This window comes from Streptomyces sp. NPDC020884 (assembly GCF_044333935.1).
In the GTDB taxonomy this organism is placed as follows: Bacteria; Actinomycetota; Actinomycetes; order Streptomycetales; family Streptomycetaceae; genus Streptomyces.
In genome coordinates this window covers 626,572-645,938 of sequence record NZ_JBIRRY010000003.1, presented here as the reverse complement: position 1 = coordinate 645,938, position 19,367 = coordinate 626,572, and the positions used below count along the sequence as shown (strand labels likewise).

13 protein-coding genes and 1 pseudogene are annotated in these 19,367 nt (G+C 74.5%); 6 read left to right on the top strand and 8 right to left on the bottom strand.

What is annotated here, in order from left to right:
- Positions 1-45 precede the first annotated feature (45 nt).
- Positions 46-720, bottom strand: a complete 675-nt coding sequence (locus ACH4UK_RS13890) for a hypothetical protein (protein ID WP_398356242.1) — start codon at positions 718-720, stop codon at positions 46-48.
- Positions 721-1,086: 366 nt separating this feature from the next.
- On the opposite strand from ACH4UK_RS13890, the gene ACH4UK_RS13885 reads away from it, so the two are divergent.
- From ACH4UK_RS13885 to ACH4UK_RS13875, 3 genes and pseudogenes are all read left to right on the top strand, one after another.
- The gene (locus ACH4UK_RS13885) at positions 1,087-1,836 is read left to right on the top strand and encodes a LamB/YcsF family protein (RefSeq protein WP_398356335.1); all 750 of its coding nucleotides are present in this window, start codon (positions 1,087-1,089) and stop codon (positions 1,834-1,836) included.
- Positions 1,833-2,516, top strand: a pseudogene (locus ACH4UK_RS13880) (allophanate hydrolase subunit 1); the annotation flags it as partial. The gene ACH4UK_RS13885 and the pseudogene ACH4UK_RS13880, both read left to right, overlap by 4 nt.
- Before the next feature lie 179 nt (positions 2,517-2,695).
- A complete protein-coding gene (locus ACH4UK_RS13875) occupies positions 2,696-3,610 on the top strand; it encodes a biotin-dependent carboxyltransferase family protein (RefSeq protein ID WP_398356241.1) in 915 nt (304 codons plus the stop codon).
- Here ACH4UK_RS13875 and ACH4UK_RS13870 read toward each other — a convergent pair.
- On the bottom strand, positions 3,597-5,906 hold the full coding sequence (locus tag ACH4UK_RS13870) for a heavy metal translocating P-type ATPase (RefSeq protein WP_398356240.1): 2,310 nt from the start codon (positions 5,904-5,906) through the stop codon (positions 3,597-3,599). The genes ACH4UK_RS13875 and ACH4UK_RS13870 overlap by 14 nt on opposite strands.
- Before the next feature lie 246 nt (positions 5,907-6,152).
- Here ACH4UK_RS13870 and ACH4UK_RS13865 point away from each other — a divergent pair, with 246 nt between their 5' ends.
- Positions 6,153-6,842, top strand: a complete 690-nt coding sequence (locus ACH4UK_RS13865; RefSeq protein ID WP_398356239.1) for a copper homeostasis protein CutC — start codon at positions 6,153-6,155, stop codon at positions 6,840-6,842.
- A 111-nt stretch (positions 6,843-6,953) separates the two neighbouring features.
- Here ACH4UK_RS13865 and ACH4UK_RS13860 read toward each other — a convergent pair whose 3' ends face one another.
- Positions 6,954-9,026: a HelD family protein gene (locus ACH4UK_RS13860; protein WP_398356238.1), complete on the bottom strand. Its 2,073-nt coding sequence runs from the start codon at positions 9,024-9,026 to the stop codon at positions 6,954-6,956.
- Positions 9,027-9,400: 374 nt separating this feature from the next.
- On the opposite strand from ACH4UK_RS13860, the gene ACH4UK_RS13855 reads away from it, so the two are divergent.
- Complete coding sequence (locus tag ACH4UK_RS13855; RefSeq protein ID WP_398356237.1) at positions 9,401-9,592, top strand: hypothetical protein; 192 nt, start codon at positions 9,401-9,403, stop codon at positions 9,590-9,592.
- A 22-nt stretch (positions 9,593-9,614) separates the two neighbouring features.
- On the opposite strand, the gene ACH4UK_RS13850 is transcribed toward ACH4UK_RS13855, so the two are convergent.
- The 3 genes from ACH4UK_RS13850 to ACH4UK_RS13840 form a co-directional block, all read right to left on the bottom strand.
- Entirely contained in the window at positions 9,615-11,258 is a 1,644-nt protein-coding gene (locus ACH4UK_RS13850) for a DNA repair helicase XPB (RefSeq protein ID WP_398356236.1), read from the bottom strand.
- Between the two features lie 90 nt (positions 11,259-11,348).
- The gene (locus tag ACH4UK_RS13845; RefSeq protein ID WP_398356235.1) at positions 11,349-12,122 is read right to left on the bottom strand and encodes a YqjF family protein; all 774 of its coding nucleotides are present in this window, start codon (positions 12,120-12,122) and stop codon (positions 11,349-11,351) included.
- Positions 12,123-12,155: 33 nt separating this feature from the next.
- Positions 12,156-14,630 carry a helicase C-terminal domain-containing protein gene (locus ACH4UK_RS13840; protein ID WP_398356234.1) on the bottom strand — a complete coding sequence of 825 codons (2,475 nt, stop codon included), beginning with the start codon at positions 14,628-14,630 and terminating at the stop codon, positions 12,156-12,158.
- Between the two features lie 54 nt (positions 14,631-14,684).
- Here ACH4UK_RS13840 and ACH4UK_RS13835 point away from each other — a divergent pair, with 54 nt between their 5' ends.
- The gene (locus tag ACH4UK_RS13835) at positions 14,685-15,926 is read left to right on the top strand and encodes a hypothetical protein (RefSeq protein ID WP_398356233.1); all 1,242 of its coding nucleotides are present in this window, start codon (positions 14,685-14,687) and stop codon (positions 15,924-15,926) included.
- 156 nt (positions 15,927-16,082) lie between these two features.
- Here the strand turns inward: ACH4UK_RS13835 and ACH4UK_RS13830 are convergent, their stop codons facing one another.
- Positions 16,083-18,293 carry a protein kinase gene (locus tag ACH4UK_RS13830; protein ID WP_398356232.1) on the bottom strand — a complete coding sequence of 737 codons (2,211 nt, stop codon included), beginning with the start codon at positions 18,291-18,293 and terminating at the stop codon, positions 16,083-16,085.
- A 98-nt stretch (positions 18,294-18,391) separates the two neighbouring features.
- Entirely contained in the window at positions 18,392-19,366 is a 975-nt protein-coding gene (locus ACH4UK_RS13825) for an ABC transporter substrate-binding protein (RefSeq protein WP_398356231.1), read from the bottom strand.
- Position 19,367 lies beyond the last annotated feature (1 nt).

The following is a 19,367-nucleotide window of genomic DNA, read 5'->3' as shown; positions in this document are numbered from 1 at the left end:
CGGCCCCGGGCCGGTCCCGGCCCGGCCCCGGCCGGTGGCGAGCTGTCAGCGGGGGCCGGACGACGTCAGCAGCTCCAGTTCCGTCGCCAGGTTGTGCCGGGCCCGCGCCTCCCACTGTTCCGCGCCGTGCGGGGTGCGGAACAGCCGGGGCAGATCCAGGAGTTGCCGCAGCACCGCCGCCCGGCCCTCCCGGAACGCCGCGTCCGGGACGAAGCCGTACTCCTCCCGGACCTGGGCCGCGTAGGTCCCGTACTCCTGCGGGCCGCCCGCCAGGATCGCGAGGTCGGCGTCGCACAGCACCTCGCCGTTGCGGTCGCCGTCCGCCGGGTCGTGCGTGACGGTGAGACGGACCAGCCGGGCGACCTCCGCCGTCACCGCCGCCGGCACCCCCGCCTCGGGCAGCGCGCGCTCGGCGAGGGCGGCGCTGCGCTCCTCGTTCTCCGTCCGGTCGGGCCGGTACACCGCGTCGTGGAACCAGGCGGCGAGACGTACCGCGTGCACGTCGTCGGCGTGTCCGGCCAGGGCGTCGATGCCGTCCAGGACCGTGAGCAGGTGGGCGGTCGTGTGATAGCGGCGCTGCGGCTCGGCCCAGCGGGCGAGGAGGTTCTCCGCGTACGGCAGCGGATCGGGGCCGTCCGCCCCGGCTCGCGCGGCCAGCAGCGTGTCGTGCCAGCGGTACCGGAGGCCGGCGTCGTGGGGCGGGTGTGGGCTGTCCGTCATGGGACGACTCTAGGACGCGCGGGTCCGGGTGCGGGTGCGGGGCGTGCGGGTCAGGTCCGGGCGCGCGGGTGCGGTTCAGGGACGTGTGGGTCGGGTTCACGGGCGCGTGGGCGGGTGCGGTTCAGGGTGAGCCGGGCTCGGTCCGGGTGCGGGCGCGTGGGGGCGGTTCAGGGGAGCCGGGTCCGGTTCCGGGACGTGTGGGTGCTGTTCAGCGGCATCCGGGCCCGTCCGGGTGCGGGGCGTGCGGTGCGGTTCAGGGGCAGCCGGGTCCGGTCCGGGATCGGGCGTGCGCCGGGGGGCGGGTTTCCACCGGCCGGACCGGCCCTTGTCGGTCCGCCGAACGGTCATTACCGTGCGCCCGTGATGATGGATCTCAACGCGGACCTCGGCGAGGGCTTCGGCGCCTGGACCCTGACCGACGACGACGCGCTCCTCGCCTGTGTCACGAGCGCCAACGTGGCCTGCGGTTTCCACGCGGGCGACGCCTCCGTGATGCGGCGGGTCTGCGACGCGGCGGCGGCCGGCGGGGTGCGGATCGGGGCGCAGGTCTCCTACCGGGACCTGGCCGGGTTCGGGCGCCGGTCCATGGACGTGCCGCCCGCCGAGCTGACCGCCGAGATCGCCTACCAGATAGGCGCGTTGCGGGTCTTCGCGGAGTCCGCCGGGTCCGCCGTCTCGTACGTCAAGCCGCACGGCGCGCTCTACAACCGGGCCGTCTGGGACGACGGCCAGGCCGCCGCGATCATCGCGGGCGTGCGGCTCGCGGGCGGTGACCTGGCCGTGCTCGGGCTGCCCGGATCCCGGCTGCTGGCGCACGCGGCCGACGCCGGACTGCCCGCCGTCGAGGAGGCCTTCGCCGACCGGGCGTACACCCCGCAGGGCACCCTCGTCCCGCGCGGGGAGCCGGGTGCGGTGCTGCACGACCCGGACGACGTCGTACGCCGGAGCGTCGGCATGGCCGTCGGGCGGGCGGTGACCGGGGCGGACGGCAGCCGGATACCCGTCTCGGCGCGCTCGCTCTGCGTCCACGGGGACACCCCGGGCGCGGCGGACCTCGCGCGCCGGGTGCGGGCCGCGCTGGAGGAAGCGGGCGTCGTGGTGCGGGCGTTCGTATGAGCGGCTCCGGCGGCAGGGGAGAGGCGGGCGTCCTTCCGGGGGAGGCCCGCGTCCTGCCCGCAGGGCCGCACGCCCTGCTCGTCGAACTGGCCGACGGCGAACACGCCGAGGCCTTCCACGCCGAACTGCTCCGCCGCCGTGCGCGCGGGCAACTCCCCGCCGTACGCGAGATCGTCCCGGCCGCCCGGACCGTCCTGCTCGACGGGATCGCGGAGCGCGCGCCCGGGGACCGGGACCTGCTCGCCCGGGAACTGGTCTCCTGGCGGATCCCGCCGCTGCCCCGCGAGGTGCGCGACGCGGTGGAGATCCCCGTCGTCTACGACGGCCCCGACCTCGACGAGGTCGCCGCGCTCTGGGGCGTCCCGGCCGGGGAGGCGGCCGCTCTGCACTCCCGTACCGCGTTCCGGGTGGCGTTCTGCGGGTTCGCCCCCGGGTTCGGCTATCTCACCGGGCTGCCCGAGCAGTTGCACGTGCCCCGGCGCCCTACCCCGCGCACCCGGGTCCCGGCCGGGGCGGTGGCCCTGGCCGGGCCCTACACCGGGGTGTACCCGCGCTCCTCGCCCGGCGGCTGGCAGATCATCGGGCGGGTGCCGGACCCGGGAGTCCTGTGGGACCCGGCCCGGGAACCGGCGGCGCTGCTCGGGCCGGGGACGCCGGTCAGGTTCGTGGCGGTGGCGGCGGACACGGTGGCGGACGGCGGGGGCGCGGTGGTGCCGCCGATGCCTCGGACCGGCGGGTACGCGGTCGTGCAGCCGGCGCCTCGGACCGGTGGGGGCGCGGTCGTTCAGCCGGCGCCTCGGACCGGTGGGGGCGCGGTCGTCCCGCCGACGCCCCGGGCCGGCGGAGACCGGGAGCGCGCATGACGTCCGCCGCTGCGCTGCGCGTCGTCCGGGCCGGCGCGCTGACCACCGTGCAGGACGCCGGCCGTCCCGGCTGGGCGCACCTGGGGGTCGGGCGGGCCGGGGCCCTGGACGCGCCCGCCGCCCGGCTGGCCAACCGGCTGGTGGGCAACCCGCCGGACGCCGCCGTCCTGGAGACGACGCTCACCGGGTGCGCGGTCCGCCCGGACCGGCCGGTCGTGGTCGTCGTCGGCGGTGCGGGCTGCCGGGTGACGGTCGACGGGCGGCCGGTGGCGTGGGGCGCGCCGGTGCGGGTGCCGGCGGGCGCGGTGCTGGACGCGGGCCCGGCGGCGGGCGGCCTGCGCGGCTATCTGGCGTTCGCGGGCGGCCTGGTGCCGGAAGCGCTGCTGGGCAGCCGCTCGGCGGACCTCCTCTCGGGGCTCGGGCCCGCCCCGCTGAGCGAGGGCGACGTACTGCCGCTGGGCGATCCGGCGGGGTGCGGTCCGCTGCCGCCCGCCGGTCCCGTTCCCTGGCCGGGCGTCCCCGCGGAGCTGGTGCTCCCGGTCCATCCCGGGCCCCGCCACGACTGGTTCACCGAGGCCGCCCTGCGTACCCTCTTCACCGCCGTCTACCGGGTCTCGCCGCAGAGCAACCGGATCGGCCTGCGTACGGAGGGTCCGGCGCTGGAGCGGTCCCGTCCGGGGGAACTGCCCAGCGAGGGCATGGTCCTGGGCGCGATCCAGGTGCCGCCGGACGGCCGGCCCGTCGTCTTCCTCAACGACCATCCGACGACCGGCGGTTACCCGGTCGTCGGCGTCGTCCCCGAACGGTCCCTCGCCCCGGCGGCGCAGGCGGCGCCGGGGACCCGGCTGCGTTTCGTACGCGCCCAGGGCCTGTCCTCGCACGGCCGTCCGCCGGGCCTCACGCGCCCTTGAAGGTGCGCAGCCGTAGGGAGTTGCCGACCACGAAGACGGAGGAGAAGGCCATCGCGGCCCCGGCGATCATCGGGTTGAGGAGTCCGGCGGCGGCCAGCGGGAGGGCGCCGACGTTGTAGGCGAAGGCCCAGAAGAGGTTGGTGCGGATGGTGGAGAGGGTGCGGCGGGAGAGGCGGATCGCGTCGGCGGCAGCGTTGAGGTCGCCCCGGACCAGGGTGAGGTCGCCGGCCTCGATGGCGGCGTCCGTCCCGGTGCCCATCGCGAGACCGAGGTCGGCCTGGGCGAGGACGGCGGCGTCGTTGACCCCGTCCCCGACCATCGCGACGACCCGGCCCTCCGCCTGAAGGCGCTTGACCACGTCGACCTTGTCCTGCGGCATGACCTCCGCGTACACCTCGTCGATGCCGACCTCGGCGGCCACCGACTCCGCCACGGCCCGGTTGTCGCCGGTGAGGAGGATCGGGGTCAGGCCGAGGGCGCGGAGCCGGCGGACGGCCTCGGCGCTGGTGTCCTTCACCGCGTCGGCGACCTCCAGCACCGCGCGTGCCTCGCCGTCCCAGGCGACGGCGATCGCGGTGCGCCCGGCGGCCTCGGCGGTCGCCTTCGCCTCGGCGAGAGGGGCGGGGAGACGGATCTCCCACTCGGCCAGGAGCTGTTCCCGTCCCACGAGGACGGCGTGGCCCTCGACGATTCCCTGGACGCCGAGTCCGGGGATGTTCTGGAAGTCCTCGGGGGTGGGGAGGGGGCCGGTGGTCTCGGTGGCGGCGGTGGCGATGGCCTGGGCGATGGGGTGTTCGGAGGCGTGTTCCAAGGCTCCGGCGAGGCGGAGGGCTTGGGCTTGGGTGGTGGTTTCGGTGGTGTGGGTGGTTTGGAGGGTCATGCGGCCGGTGGTGACGGTGCCGGTCTTGTCGAGGACGATGGTGTCGGTGCGGCGGGTGGTTTCCAGGACCTCAGGACCCTTGATGAGGATGCCGAGTTGGGCGCCGCGTCCGGTGCCGACCATGAGGGCGGTGGGCGTGGCGAGGCCGAGGGCGCAGGGGCAGGCGATGATCAGGACGGCGACGGCTGCGGTGAAGGCTGCGGTGGGTCCTGCGCCGTTGCCGAGCCAGAAGCCGAGGGTGGCGAGGGCGAGGGTGATGACGATGGGGACGAAGACGGCGGAGATGCGGTCGGCGAGTCGTTGGGCGGAGGCCTTGCCGTTCTGGGCGTCCTCGACGAGGCGGGCCATGCGGGCGAGTTGGGTGTCGGCGCCGATGCGGGTGGCTTGGACGACGAGGCGGCCGCCGGCGTTGAGGGTGGCTCCGGTGACGGTGTCGCCGGTGGTGACCTCGACGGGTACGGACTCGCCGGTCAGCATGGAGGCGTCCACGGCGGAGGAGCCCTCGACCACGGTCCCGTCCGTCGCGATCTTCTCCCCCGGACGCACCAGGAAACGGTCCCCGACCTGCAACGCACCGGTCGGGATCGTCGTCTCGACGCCGTCGCGCAGGACGGTGACCTCCTTGGCCCCCAGCTCCAGCAGCGCCTTCAGCGCCGCCCCGGCCTTCCGCTTCGAGCGGGCCTCGAAGTAGCGCCCGGCGAGGATGAACGCCGTCACCCCGGCCGCGGCCTCCAGATAGATGTTCCCGGTGCCGTCGCTGCGGGCGATGGTCAGCTCGAAGGGGTGCGTCATCCCGACCATGCCCGCGGTCCCGAGGAACAGCGCCCACACCGACCACAGGAACGCGGCCGACGTGCCGACGGAGATCAGGGTGTCCATCGTCGCCGCGCCGTGCTTCGCGTTGGTCCAGGCGGCGCGGTGGAAGGGCCAGGCGGCATAGGTGACGACGGGGGCGGCCAGGGTCAGGGAGAGCCACTGCCAGTAGTCGAACTGGAGCGCCGGGACCATCGCCATGGCGATCACCGGGACGGCGAGGAGGACGGCGGTGACCAGGCGCTGGCGCAGGGTGGTGAGCCCGTCGTCCGCGCTCTCCTGCGGATCGGGGCCCTGCGGTGGGGCAGCGGGGCCGGCGACCGGCGGGGCGGGCGGCCGGGCGGTGTAGCCGGTGGCCTCGACGGTCGCGATCAGGTCGTCGACGGATACGTCGGCGCCCGAGTAGGTGACCTTCGCCTTCTCGGTGGCGTAGTTCACGGTGGCCTCGACGCCGTCCATCCGGTTCAGCTTCTTCTCGATACGGGCCGCGCACGAGGCGCAGGTCATCCCGCCGATCGCGAGCTCGACCGCGGCGGTTCCGGCACCGGCCCCGGCAGGGGGTCCGGCAGCGGTGGTGGCGGTGGTGGCGGAGTGCGCGGACACGGGGTCCTCCCAGATGCCGAGGTGATGTCCAGATACCCCTGGGGGGTATCTGTTTCTCTTCCCATGTATACCCCCCTCCCCTATGAAGCGCAAGGCGGGCCGCGGGGGGCGCGTCACCCGTCCGCGGGGCCGGTTCGCGCACCGTCGTGATCGTGCGTTCAGATAGAGGGCTGCGCCGTCCGCCGGTCACCCGTAGGCTGGACATTGGACTAGACCTATAGCTGCGTATCGGAGGAATGGGGACCCATGAGCAACCGTGCAGTCCTGGAGGTGATCGCTCTCGACGCGGAGGACGCGGTCGCTGCCCAGGCCGGGGGTGCAGACCGCCTCGAACTGGTCACCGACATGGCCGCGGACGGTCTGACGCCGTCGCGGGAGACCTTCGCGGCGATCCGGTCCGCCGTGGACATCCCGCTGCGCGTGATGCTCAGGGTGGCGGACGGCTTCGCCGCCGGTGACATCGATGTACTGGTCGGCAGAGCCCGCGAGATGCGGGAGGCGGGGGCCGACGAGTTCGTGCTCGGGTTCCTCGACGAGGACGGCCACCCCGACCTCGTCGCCGTCGAGCGGCTCGTCGCCGAACTGGACGGCTGCCGGTGGACGTTCCACCGGGCGATCGACCGGGCCGCCGACCGCGACACCCTGCGCAAGCAGCTCGCGGACCTGCCCGGCCTCGACACGTACCTCACGGCGGGGTCACCGGCCGGGGTGGACGCCGGCATCCCGACGCTTCTCGCCGAGGCGGCCCGTACGCGCGAACCGGGTTACGAGGCACAGATCCTGGTCGGCGGCGGCCTCCACCTGCACCACCTGCCCCAACTGCTGGCGGCGGGGATCGACGCGTTCCACATCGGCGGCGCGGCCCGGCCGGCGGGCTGGTCGGCCCCGGTGGACGCGGCAGCCGTACGGGAGTGGCGCCAGGTGCTGGACGCCTGAGGCCCAAGGCTCAAGGCCCCGAGGCTTCAGGCCCACGGCATCGAGCCCCAAGGCTTCGGGAGGGGAGGACCGCCCGGCAGCGGCCCGCCTCCCCTCCCCGCCGGGCCCGCGCTACCCCAGCGCCTCCGGCAACGCCGCCGCGTGCACCACGGTCAGCCCCGACACCGCACGGGTCAGCGCCACGTACAGCCGCCGCAGCCCGGTCCGCTCGTCCGGCTCGCCGTCCACCACGGCCGCCGGTTCGTCGAGCACCACGTAGTCGTACTCCAGCCCCTTGGCCAGCGACGCGGGCACCAGCGTCAGCCGGGACGCGGCGGTGGTCTCCTCACCCGGGGAGAGATACGCGTGGCCCGCCGCCGTCAGCGCCGCCCCCAGCGCCGGGATCCGGGCGTCGGCGGCGATCAGCCCGATCGACCCCTCGTGGCGCAGCGACTCCTCGCAGGCGGCGACGGCGGCCGCGTCCAACACCTCCGCCGACGCCACCTCCCGTACGACCAGCGAACCGGGCGACTCACGCACCGACTCCACCGCCGCGAGCCCCGGCGAGATCACAGGCAGCAGCCGGGAGGCGTACGCGATGACCTCGCGCGGCACGCGGAACCCGGCCGTCAGCTCCTCCACCACCGCCTCCGCCTTGCCGAGGTGGAACAGCGCCTCGCTCCAGCTCTCCGTGGACCACGGCGTCGTCCCCTGCGCGAGGTCGCCGAGCACGGTGGCCGAACCGGTCGAGCAGCGGCGTCCCACCGCCCGGTACTGCATGGGGGAGAGGTCCTGCGCCTCGTCGAGGACGACATGGCCGAGCGAGTGCGTACGGGCGATCAGGTCACCGGCCTCGTCGATCAGCACGGCGTCGGCCGCCGACCACTTCGCGGACTTCACACTGCGGGCGGGCTTCGCCCACAGCAGCCGCTTCTGCTCGTCCTCGCTCAGCAGGCCCTCCGCGTGCGCGGCCAGGAACGCCGGGTCGGAGAGCAGCCGCAGCACCAGCTTCGCCGGGTCCACGGCGGGCCAGATCGCCTTGACGGCGGCCTTCACCGCGGGGTTGCGGGCGACCGCGTTCTGCACCCGGTCGTCGGGGGCCTCCCCGGCCTCCTCCATCCGTACGAGGACGGCGTGCGCGATCCGCTGCGGCAGCGCCTCGTGCGCGGCCCCGTACCGCATGTCGCGGGCCAGCAGCTCCTCGACCATCTCCTGGACCTCGTACGCGGGCACCCGCCAGCGCCGGGACCCGCGCACCACGACGACGGGCTCGACGGGCGCGGTCACATGGGAGCGGATGGCCCGCCGCAGCAGCTCGGCCATCCGGGCGTCGCCCTTGACGACGGCGGTGACCGCCTCGTCCTCGCCCCGTACCTCGACCCCGGTGCGCACCAGGTCGTCGACGGTGGCCTGCTTCACCTCCAGCTCGCCGAGGGCGGGCAGGACCTGCTCGATGTAGTGCAGGAAGGAACGGTTCGGCCCGATGACGAGGGTGCCGGTGCGGGCGAGCCGCTCGCGGTGCGCGTACAGCAGGTACGCCACCCGGTGCAGGCCGACGGCGGTCTTCCCGGTGCCGGGCCCGCCCTGCACGCAGACGGTCCCGCCGAGGCCGCTGCGGACGATCTCGTCCTGCTCGGGCTGGATGGTGGCGACGATGTCGCGCATCGGCCCGACGCGCGGCCGCTCGATCTCCGCCTGGAGGAGCCGGCTGGTGTGCTCGGCCTCGGCGGGGTCGGTGAGGTGCTCGTCCTCGTACGCGGTCAGCTCGCCGCTGGTGTAACCGAAGCGGCGGCGGAGCCCCACGTCCTGGGGGTTCTTCCGGGACGCCTGGTAGTACGGCTGGGAGACCGGCGCACGCCAGTCGATGACCATGGGGTCCCCGGCGGCGTCGTGGACGTGCCGGCGACCGATGTAGAACCGCTCGCCCTCCGCGCCCTCGGCGAGCTCGCCGCCGACGGCGTGCAGATAGTCGAGGCGGCCGAAGAACAGCGGGGTGTGGGAGAGGTCGGCGAGCGCCTTGATGCGGTCGTCGATCTGGGCCTGGAGCACGGCGGCGTTGACCCAGTTCGCGGTGACATCGCGGATGTCGAGGGCCTGGACGTCCTCGCGCATCCCGCGCAGGGCGGCGCGGGACGCGGCGAGATGGGCACGCTCGTGCGCCAGGGGGTCGAGGGTGGAATCGCTTTCTGCTACGTGCGCGGGCACGGTGTTGCCTCCGGCTCTTCAACGCAGGACGGCGGACCGCACGCCGATGCCGGCCGGGGCCGGGAGCAGGGCGGTCCGCTCGGAAGGTTGGTTCGCGTGGGTGCCGACCGGTTTCCGTCCGGTCGGCGGCGCTCCCCCGGCTGCCGGCAGCGAAAGGCCGGTACCACGGTGCGGGAGGCGGGCAGACGGGCGATTGTAGCCACCGGGCGGGTCGGCGGCGAACCGGTTTACGGGCTCCGCCGCAGGGCCCGGCACCGGGGGTACCCGTAGGGGACGCGGAGCCCCGGCATGGCACCGCAGGGCTACGCGCCGGCTCACCGGGTTCCGTCTGCGGGCCGACGCGCCCGAACGGGTGACGGGAGCACCATGGATACATGAGCACAGCCACCGTGAACCCACGCAGGACCGGCCCCGCGCACGGCGCGACCGCGGCCACCGGTCACCATCGGCCCCACCGCCTCGGCGACGCGGTACGCGCCGTGAAGGTGTTCGTGACCACGGCGTTCGGCGTCGTCGTCCTCGGGGAGTACGCGGAAGAGGCGGGCGTCGTCGGCCGCGGCCGCTGAACGCCCGCCTCTTCCGGGCAGGTCAGTTGCCGGCGAGCAGCTCGTCCGCGTCGACGATGCGGTACGCGTACCCCTGCTCGGCCAGGAAGCGCTGGCGGTGCGCCGCGAAGTCCTGGTCGATGGTGTCGCGGGCGACGACCGAGTAGAACCGGGCCTCGTGCCCGTCGGCCTTCGGCCGCAGGACGCGGCCCAGCCGCTGGGCCTCCTCCTGACGTGACCCGAAGGTCCCGGAGACCTGGATGGCGACGGTCGCCTCGGGCAGGTCGATGGAGAAGTTGGCGACCTTGGACACGACGAGCACGCTGAGCTCGCCCTGACGGAACGCCTCGAAGAGCTTCTCGCGCTGGGCGTTGCTGGTCTCGCCCTTGATCACGGGGGCGTCCAGGTGCTCGCCGAGCTCGTCGAGCTGGTCGATGTACTGGCCGATGACGAGCGTCTGCTCGCCCTGGTGCTTGCGGACCAGCGCCTCGGTCACCTTCCGCTTGGTCGCGGTGGTGGCGCAGAACCGGTACTTCTCCTCCGCCTCGGCGGTCGCGTACGCGAGCCGCTCGGAGTCGGTGAGGTTGACCCGGACCTCGACGCAGTCGGCGGGCGCGATGTAGCCCTGCGCCTCGATCTCCTTCCACGGGGCGTCGAACCGCTTGGGCCCGATCAGCGAGAAGACGTCGGACTCCCGCCCGTCCTCACGCACCAGAGTCGCCGTGAGACCCAGCCGCCGCCGGGCCTGGAGGTCGGCGGTGAACTTGAAGACGGGCGCGGGCAGCAGGTGCACCTCGTCGTAGATGACCAGGCCCCAGTCCCGGGAGTCGAAGAGCTCCAGGTGCGGGTAGACACCCTTCCGCCGGGTCGTCAGCACCTGGTAGGTGGCGATGGTGACCGGCCGGATCTCCTTGCGCGTACCGCTGTACTCACCGATCTCGTCCTCGGTCAGCGAGGTCCGCTTCACCAGCTCGTGCTTCCACTGCCGGGCCGAGACGGTGTTGGTGACGAGGATCAGGGTGGTGGCCTTGGCCTCGGCCATGGCACCGGCCCCGACGAGCGTCTTCCCGGCCCCGCAGGGCAGCACGACCACGCCCGAGCCGCCGTGCCAGAACCCCTCGACGGCCTGCTTCTGGTACGGCCGCAGCGACCAGCCGTCCTCGGCCAGCTCGATCGGATGGGCCTCGCCGTCCACGTACCCCGCGAGGTCCTCGGCCGGCCACCCCAGCTTGAGCAGGGTCTGCTTGACCTGCCCGCGCTCGGAGGGGTGCACGGCCACGGTGTCCGGGTCGATCCGGGCCCCGACCAGCGGCTGCACCTTCTTCGACCGGAGGATCTCCTCCAGCACGGGCCGGTCGGTGCTGGTGAGCACCAGCCCGTGCACCGGGTGCTTGGACAGGGTGAGCCGGCCGTACCGCGCCATCGTCTCGGCGATGTCGACCAGGAGCGCGTGCGGCACGGGGTAGCGGGAGTACTCGACCAGGGCGTCGACGACCTGCTCGGCGTCGTGCCCGGCGGCGCGGGCGTTCCACAGCCCGAGCGGGGTGACCCGGTACGTGTGGATGTGCTCGGGCGCACGCTCCAGCTCCGCGAACGGTGCGATGACACGACGGCAGGCGTCCGCCAGCTCGTGGTCGACTTCGAGGAGCAGCGTCTTGTCGCTCTGGACGATGAGGGGTCCGGTCACGCGCTTCGGCCCTTTCTGCGGGGTGCGGCCACGGATGCGGCCAAACGTCCAGTGTGCCGCATCGGGGGGCGGGGCGGGGCGGACGTGCGCTCACCCTCCGGGGCGGTGCCTGCGCTGCGGCCCGAAGCGCACCGGGACGCCGGGGGAGTACAGCACGCTCATCGGCTCCCCGACGGGCGCGGGCAGCCCTCCGGCCGCCACCAGGTCCTCGTCGCACTCCAGGAGCTCCGCCCGGTGCAGCGGCCAGCGGGGATGGACGTTGGGCAGATACGCGGTCCGCCCGAGGAGACCGGTGTGCAGGGCCCACCGGGCGGTGAGGAAGTGTTCCAGCGGCGTCGGCTCCCCGATCGGCTCCCCGGTGCGCAGCACGATCCGGCTCCGCGCACCGCGCGGACCGGGCCAGCGACGGGTGCTCGTGTACGTGAGGGTGTCGCCGGAGCGCGCGATGTCCATCCGGGACCACACGTACGGCAACCGGAACCCGGCCCGCGCCACGAGGACGGGGATCAGCCGCGAGGCGTCGAGCGAGCGGAAGACGACCGCGCGCCGGCCGTGTCCGTCCACCGAGTACAGCCGGACGTTGGTCTCGGGAAAGGTCCCGAGATACGGAATCCCCGGCAGCCCGAGTACGCCCACCCGGTACATCCGGAACGCCACCAGGCCCACGTACGTCGTCGTCCCGTCGAAGGTGTCCGGCACGGTTCCCGGCGGCAGCAGCGGTGCCACGTCCGCCGGATCGACGGCCCAGTGCAGGAACGCCAGGTCCAGCCAGGACTGCGTGAGCAGCGGGGGCATCGGAGTGGCGGGCGGGTGGGGCGACACGGGCTCGGTCGGCACCGGCTCGGGGCGGCGGCTGAGGGACATGCCCGCAGCATCGCAGAAGGGCGCCCCGGCCCCCTAAGGGCTGTCCTCCGCCAGCTCGGCCACCCCCGTGATCCGGTGCAGCGGGTAGGTGCGGACCTCGTCGGCCGTGTGGTCGTAGGCCGTGACGAAGCCGCCCTCCACCCGGACCGGGGCGATGACGCGCTGGCTGGCCGCGCCGTCGGCGTTGACGTAGCCGATCCAGACCGCCGAGCCCGTCATCGCGGCCGCCTGCACCGTGGCCAGGGTCTCGGCGGGGGTGGTGCGGGGGAGGGAGCCGGAAGGGGCGGTGGACGGGCCGTCGGCCGTCTCCTTGCGGACGACCGTGGCGGCCGTGTCGCCGGCCCGGATGGCCCGGACCGCCGCGCCGAGCAGGGTGTCGTCCGGGACCGGCGGGCCCTCGGGGACCGGGGCCGGTGGGGTGCGGGGCGGGGTGCGGCGGGCGCCGGCGCGGGTGATGAGGACGTCGCCCTCGGCCGATTCGGCGGCCGGCGCGTAACCGATGTCGCGCAGGGCTTCGAGGAGGGAGCCGGGGTCGGACGGGGAGGCCAGGACCGTGGGGGCGAGCCGGCGGAGCCTCAGCCCCATGGAGCGGCGGTCGGCCAGGATCTCGTTCAGGACCGCCTCGTCGTCGCAGCGTACGTACGCGGCCGCCGCACCGATCCGCAGGTGGCCGTGGCGGCGGGCCACGTCGTCGATCAGATAGCTCAGCGGCTGCGGCACCGGCGTACGGCTGTGCGCGGCCAGGAACGCGTGCAGGTCGGTGGCCGCCTGTCCGGCGTCCAGGGCGCGGCGCACCGAACCGGGCGTGAAGCGGTACACCGTCGCCCCGCCCTTCGACTCCACATCGGCCAGGACCGACAGGGTCTCCGCCAGCGGGCGTTCCAGCGGGCCCGGCGCCACCGCCGTCAGGTCGGCCTGGAGCAGTACGTGGTCCAGGGGCTCGGGGATCAGCGGCGCCAGCCGGGCGGCCGCCGCGTCCGGGCCCTCGTCCAGCAGCGCGCGGGCCTGCGTGGAGAGCGCGCCCCGGCCCGTGATGCCCAGCAGCTCCGCCTCGTTGAGCGTCCACAGGGCGAGGCGGGAGCGGAGGTCCGCCCCTTCCCCCGGCCCGGTGACGGCCGGCGGGGTCGTTCCGCCGCGCAACGGGCGCTCCCAGCGCAGCCGGCGCAGCAGCGTCTCGGCGTCCGGCGCGGTGCCCGGCGGGAGTTCGGCGAACAGGGCCAGGACCCGGCGGCGTACGTCGGGGGCGGCCGAGCGGTCCAGCTCCGGGCCGAGCGCGGAGAGGGCCCGCCCCTTGGCGTCCTGGCCGCCGACCAGGCCCGGGGTCCGGGTGGCGGCGAGCCAGGCGGTGGCGAGGTGCGTCCAGCGGTCCTCGGCGGACAGGTCGAGCCACTCGTCGGACGCGGGCGTCGGCGCGTACCGTTCGTCGGTCTCCCCGTCGGGGGCCAGCAGGCCCGCGCCGTAGGCCAGTTCGACCCAGAAGGCGGTGACCGGCTCCGTCACGTCCAAGGCGTTCGCGGCCCGCTTCAGCTCCCGTACGCTCAGCCCGCCCGCGCGCAGGATCGCGGGGCCGCCGCCGTTCCAGAGCTTCAGCAGCTCCTCGACGGTCGACAGCGCGGTGAAGGCCTGGCCCGCCGCCGCTCTGTCCACAGCCTGTGGATCGCGTTCGGCGCTCGCCGAGACGACCGGCGGGACCGGTTCCGGCACGCGGTGCGCGCGTCCGGCGCGCAGATGGAGGGCCGCCTCGCGCGGCAGGACCACCGTGCGCGTGGAGACCGGCAGCAACAGGCCCCGGTCGCGCAGCCACTTCACCGGCGGGGTGGGGTTGGGGGTGACCTCCCCGTACGGCGGGCCCCACACCAGCCGGTCCAGGACCGACAGCGCCTCCACCGGGGCGGTGTCCAGCAGCTCCGCCATCCGCGTCCGGTCCGTGAACAGGGCGGCGAGCGCGGCCACCGCGGACACCGGGTCGTGGGTGGCCGGCAGCCCGGTCGCGGCGAGGATCTCCTGGAGCCGGCCCGGCGACATCCCGGCCGTGGCCTCGGCGACGGTGGGGCCCAGGCCCGTGGGGGAGGGGTGCTGCGGGGACGGGGCGAGCAGTTCGCGGGCGGTGCGCACCAGCCGCAGCCGGTCGTCCTCGCCCCAGACGAGGGCCTGTTCGCGCAGGGTCGCCAGCGCCGTCGGCAGGGCGGCGGTGACCGCCGTGCCCGCGTCGTCGTGCTGTTCGCCGTCGTCGAGCCCGTCGCCGGTGAGCAGGGACAGGAGCGTGTCGTACGGGGCCGGGTCCGGGGCCACCGCCAGCGCCTCGGCGGTCTGCAGCGCGAACCGGTCCAGGTGTTCGAGCGCGCGGACGACGGACGCCCGCGTGCCGGCCCGCGTGGCGAGCTGGGTGATGTCGTTCGGCACCGGGTTGAGGAGGTCGGGGCGGGCACGCAGCAGCCCGGCCAGCGATTCGTCGCCCCGGGCGCGCAGGGCTTCGGCGAGCGTGCGCGGTGGTGTGGTCGTCCCCATCCGTCCCACGGTAGCCGCTGGAACGCTACCGTCGGGGCAGGGCCGGTAGAGGGGATGCACCGCGTGGGGATCGAGAGCGACCAGCTCGTCTACGACTACCTGAGCCGGGTCGGCGACCTGGCTCAGCGACAACAGCTGTCGTCGGGCGCCCGGATGCGCCTGGTTTCGACGCTCCGGGGCGAGATCGACCGGCAGCGCGGCACGGAGGGCGCCGACTCCCCGGCGACCGTGCGGCGCATCATCGGCAGGCTGGGCAGCCCGGACGAACTGGTCGCGGAGGCGGCGGAGTCGGCCGACGGCACGGTCTCGCTGCCGTCCGCCAGGACCGGGACGGGGACGGGCGAGCAGCAGCGGCGGACCCTGCCCCGGCCCCGGAGCGGCTTCCTCCGCAAGGAGCCGAAGGAGGCCGCTCCCGGGCCGGACGAGGGCCGGGAGGGCAAGGCCTTCGGGAAGCCGAAAGCCGGTTTCGGGCGGGGCGCGTCGCGCCGCGCCGCCGAGGACGGGACCGACGCTCCCGACGGTGCTCCCGGTGCGCGCTCCGCCGCCGGGCCCCGCCCGGCGTCCGCCCCCGACAAGGCCGCCGCCCCCGACGACACCCCGGTCCGCGACTGGCCCGACCCGTCCGCCCCGCACATGCTCGGCCAGGACCAGCAGGGGGACGCGGACGGCGGGTCCGACTGGTGGCGGCTGGAGCCCGGCCCCTTCGACGAGGGCACCGCCATCCCCGGGTTCTTCGGCGGCATCGAGGCCCCGGAGCTGCTCGGGCGTCGGCCGAAGCCGGTCCGGAAGGACGAGCGGGACGAGAAGGACACGGAGGACGACGAGCCCGGCACCGACGAGGAGGCCGCCGAGGACGGCGCGGGGACCGCCCGGCGCCGCCGCGCCCTGCGTCTCGTGAAGCTCCGCCGCCGCAAGGCCGCGGCGGTCGTCGAGCCCGCGGCCGCCGCCCCCGCCCCCCGCGGCGGCTTCGCGCACCCGCTGCTGCTCCTGGCCGCCGCGCTGCTCGTCGCCGGTGTGGTCACCGGATCCTGGCTGCCGCTGGCGGGCGGCTGGCTGATCGCGTACAGCTCGCGCACCCTCTCCCGTACGGCGGCGAAATGGGCGGCGCTCGGCCTGCCGGGCGTGGTGGCGGCCGGGGCCCTCGCGTGGGTGTGGGGGCGGATGGAGGGGCGCTGGGGCGAGCCCATCCGCGAGGGCGCGATGCGGGACGTTCTGCTGGAGACCTGGCCGGTGGTGGTCCGCGTCGCCGCCGTCGCCTCCGCGCTCTACCTGGTGTGGCGGGCGCGCCGGACCTGAGGGGCTGTCGCAGGACCTGAGGGCCTGAGGGCTTGTCGCCGGGGTGGCCGGTCCGTCCGGGCGGCCGGGCGGCCGGTCTGTCCGGGCGGCCTGTCGCCCGCGCGGCCGGGACCCGCCGGACCGGACCCAACCCAACCGCGCGTCCGATCCGCCGACTCAGCGCTCGACGGGTGCGTTCGGCTCCAGGGGGCTGACGGAGAACGTCAGGCCCCCGGCGTGGGCCACGATGGCGTCGCCCTTCAGGCGGACCGTGGGCGGCCCGGCGTCCTGCTGGAGGCTCGCACCCTCCCGGGACGGGGTCTTCCACAGGATCCGGCCGTCGGCCTTCCCCAGCGCCAGGAGCCGCCCGTGGCCGTTGACGAGGTACAGCGCCCCGTACTTCTCCGACAGCACCGGAGCGGACAGGCCCTCCACCTCCGTGTCGCGCCGCCACCGCACCTTGCCGGTACGCGCCGAGACGGCGGTGACCGTGCCGTCGTCCCGCACCAGGTAGAGCGTCTGGCCGATCAGCGGCGCCCTGCCGTCCGGCGTGACGCGACCCTGCTCCGGCAGCGGCACACGGCGGGACTTCCCGGTCGTGGTGTGGATCCTCAGCGCGGACGTGTAGTCGCCGGGTTCGTCCTGGGCGTCGACGGAGTGCTCCAGCAGGACCAGTTCGTCCCCGTCGACGCCCACCGGGTTCGCGTGCGACGGGACGGCGGCCACCGCACGCCCTTCGCCGGCCGGGCCGATCTGCCACAACTCGCCCTCGACGGTCGGGTCGTCCACCGGGAAGCAGCGGGCGTACAGCGCGCCGCCGCCGGACCAGGGCAGGCAGTGGTCGCCCTCCGGGATCGTGAAGCGCCAGGCCTCGACGCCGTCGTCGGCGTTCATGGCGACGAAGTGCCGGCTGTTCACCGACAGGGCCACCACCCACTTCCCGAACGGGACCGGACGGGAGCCGTCGGCGATCGAGTGGGTCCACTCGACCTCGGCGCTGTCGGCGCTCAGGCCGGTCACCCACTGACGCACCTCGGTCGACCAGGAGGGGCCCTTCATGTCGTTCACCACCACGACGCCGTCCCGCACCATCACCGGGACGGAGGATTCGATCCCCGCCGAGAACCGCCACTCGGTCTTCCCCGTGGCGGCGTCCAGCCGTGCGGCGGTGTAGCCCCGGCCGCCGCAGTACAGCGCGTCACGCGGGGCCAGACAGCCGCTGTCGCCGTCACCCCCGCCGTCCATCGGCGTCTGCGTGCGCATCGTGTTCAGCCACGGCCGCCAGCCCTCGGGCAGGACCGGCGCGGGAGCGCGTGACGTGGAGGGCTTCGCGCCGGCCCCGTCCTCGCCGCCTCCGCCACCGGGCCGGAGGATCACGGCCGCCGTCAGACCGGCCGCCGCCACGGCCACGGCCAGCGCGGCCGGCAGCACCCGCCGCCCCCGCAGCCGTGCGGGGCGGGCGGGCGGCGGTGACGGGTCGCGCGGCAGGACTCCGGTCGGGGGAAGGACACCGGTAGCGGGAGTGTGCGGCTGCCCCGCGGCGCCGGGCGACGGCGACGTCCGGCGCGGTGGCGACGCCTGGAGCGGTGGCAACGTCTGGAACAGGGCCAGCAGTTCGGCTAGGCCGGGCCGCACGGCCGGGTCCTTCTCCAGACACCGGGCCAGGATCGAACGCAGCGCCTCCGGCACGTCGTCCAGCACCGGCGCCGTGTGGACGACGTTGTACGCGGTCGTGTACGAGCTCTCCGCGTCGAACGGCCCGTACCCGCACGCGGCGAACGTCAGCACGGCGGCCAGCGAGAACACGTCCGACGCGGGGCCGACATCACGCGTCGAAGCCAGCTGCTCGGGAGACATGTAGGGCGGAGTGCCCAGGGCCCGGCCCGTCGCGGTCAGCATCTGGTGGTCGGCGACCCGGGATATGCCGAAGTCGATGACGCGCGGCCCGTCCTCGGCCATCAGGACGTTCGCCGGCTTCAGATCCCGGTGCACCACCCCGGCCCGGTGGATGTCCTGCAACGCCTCGCTCAGCCCGAGCGCCAGCACCCGCAACTCCGCACCGGCGAGAGGCCCGTCCTCCCTGACCCGCTGAGCCAGCGTCCGGCCCGGAACGTACAGCGTCGCCATCCACGGACGCACCGCCTCGGGATCCGCGTCGACCACCGGCGCGGTGAACGCTCCGCTCACCCGCCGGGCCGCCGCGATCTCCTGCCGGAACCGCATCCGGAACTCTTCGTTCTCGGCGTACTGCTCGTGCACCACCTTTACGGCCACCCGCCGGCCGGACGCGGACCGGGCCAGATAGACCATCCCCATCCCGCCTGAACCGAGGCGGTCCATCAGTTCGTAGCCGCCCACCATCGCCGAGTCAGCATCACTCAACGGCACCTGCCCCAGCTCCCCCGCCAACGCCCGATCGCACCCTCATTCGCCGGACACACCCTAGAACAGCGGAAACCGGCGGCCCGTGCAGGGCCGCCGGGGCGCTACGCGGTCAGGTGGGACCTGAGCTCTTCGAGGATCTTGTCGGCCGCCGTGTAGCCGATGCCCTGGATCCACAGCTGGTCGTCGACCGCGAAGACCTTGCCGTTCTTCACCACGTCCATGTTCTTCCACAGGCCGCTGCCGGTGGTCTGCGTCTCCTTGGACTTCTTCGGGTCGCCGTACGTCGAGTGGAAGACCGCGTCCGCGTCCGCGAGGTCGATCTTCTCGGGGCTGACGTCGTAGGAGAACCCGTCCTTCGCCTTGTCCACGACGGCCGGGCGGCCCAGGCCCACATCGGCCAGGATCGTGGCGATGTAGTTCTTCCTGCCGTAGACGCGGATGTCCGCGCCCTCGACGAAGCGGACCATGTTGACCTCGGTCCCGGCCGCCTTGTCCTTGCCGCCCAGCGCCTTCGTCACGTCCGCCACGTGCTCGGCGTAGTCGTCGGTGACCATCTTCGCCTCGGCCTTCTTGCCGAGGGCCTCCGCGTGGACCTGGAAGTTCTCCTTCCAGGGATAGCCGGTGTTCTCCGTCATCACGGTCGGCGCGATCCTGGACAGCTCGGCGTACTTGTCGCCGTGCCGGATCTTGCTGGTCAGGATGAGGTCGGGCTTCAGGGCGGCGATGGCCTCCAGGTTCGGGGTCATCATCTCGCCGACGTCCTTGATGCCCGCCACCTGCTCCTTCGGCAGGTAGGCGAGGAAGCCCGACGCCACGTCCGCGTGGGTCGCGCCGACCGGCTTCACCCCGAGGGTCAGGGCCGAGTCCAGCTCGGCGGTGTCCAGGACGACCACCCGCTCAGGGGCCTCCTCGACCTTCACGTCGCCCATCGCCGTCCTGACCGTACGGGTGGAGTCGGCGGAAGCGGAGTCGGAGCCGGAGTCGTCGGACGAGCCGCAGGCGGCCAGGGCCAGTGCGGCGACGGTCGTCAGGGACACGGCGGCCAGGGCGCGGGGGCGGAAGCTGCGCGGGGTCATG

Bases quoted from the DNA above. Each gene is read 5' to 3' on its own strand.
- ACH4UK_RS13855 (WP_398356237.1), top strand. From the start codon at position 9,401: ATGAGCACAGCCACCGTGAACCCACGCAGGACCGGCCCCGCGCACGGC.
- ACH4UK_RS13890 (WP_398356242.1), bottom strand. From the start codon at position 720: ATGACGGACAGCCCACACCCGCCCCACGACGCCGGCCTCCGGTACCGC.
- ACH4UK_RS13865 (WP_398356239.1), top strand. From the start codon at position 6,153: ATGAGCAACCGTGCAGTCCTGGAGGTGATCGCTCTCGACGCGGAGGAC.
- ACH4UK_RS13885 (WP_398356335.1), top strand. From the start codon at position 1,087: ATGGATCTCAACGCGGACCTCGGCGAGGGCTTCGGCGCCTGGACCCTG.
- ACH4UK_RS13875 (WP_398356241.1), top strand. From the start codon at position 2,696: ATGACGTCCGCCGCTGCGCTGCGCGTCGTCCGGGCCGGCGCGCTGACC.
- ACH4UK_RS13825 (WP_398356231.1), bottom strand. From the start codon at position 19,366: ATGACCCCGCGCAGCTTCCGCCCCCGCGCCCTGGCCGCCGTGTCCCTG.
- ACH4UK_RS13835 (WP_398356233.1), top strand. From the start codon at position 14,685: ATGCACCGCGTGGGGATCGAGAGCGACCAGCTCGTCTACGACTACCTG.
- ACH4UK_RS13845 (WP_398356235.1), bottom strand. From the start codon at position 12,122: ATGTCCCTCAGCCGCCGCCCCGAGCCGGTGCCGACCGAGCCCGTGTCG.
- ACH4UK_RS13840 (WP_398356234.1), bottom strand. From the start codon at position 14,630: ATGGGGACGACCACACCACCGCGCACGCTCGCCGAAGCCCTGCGCGCC.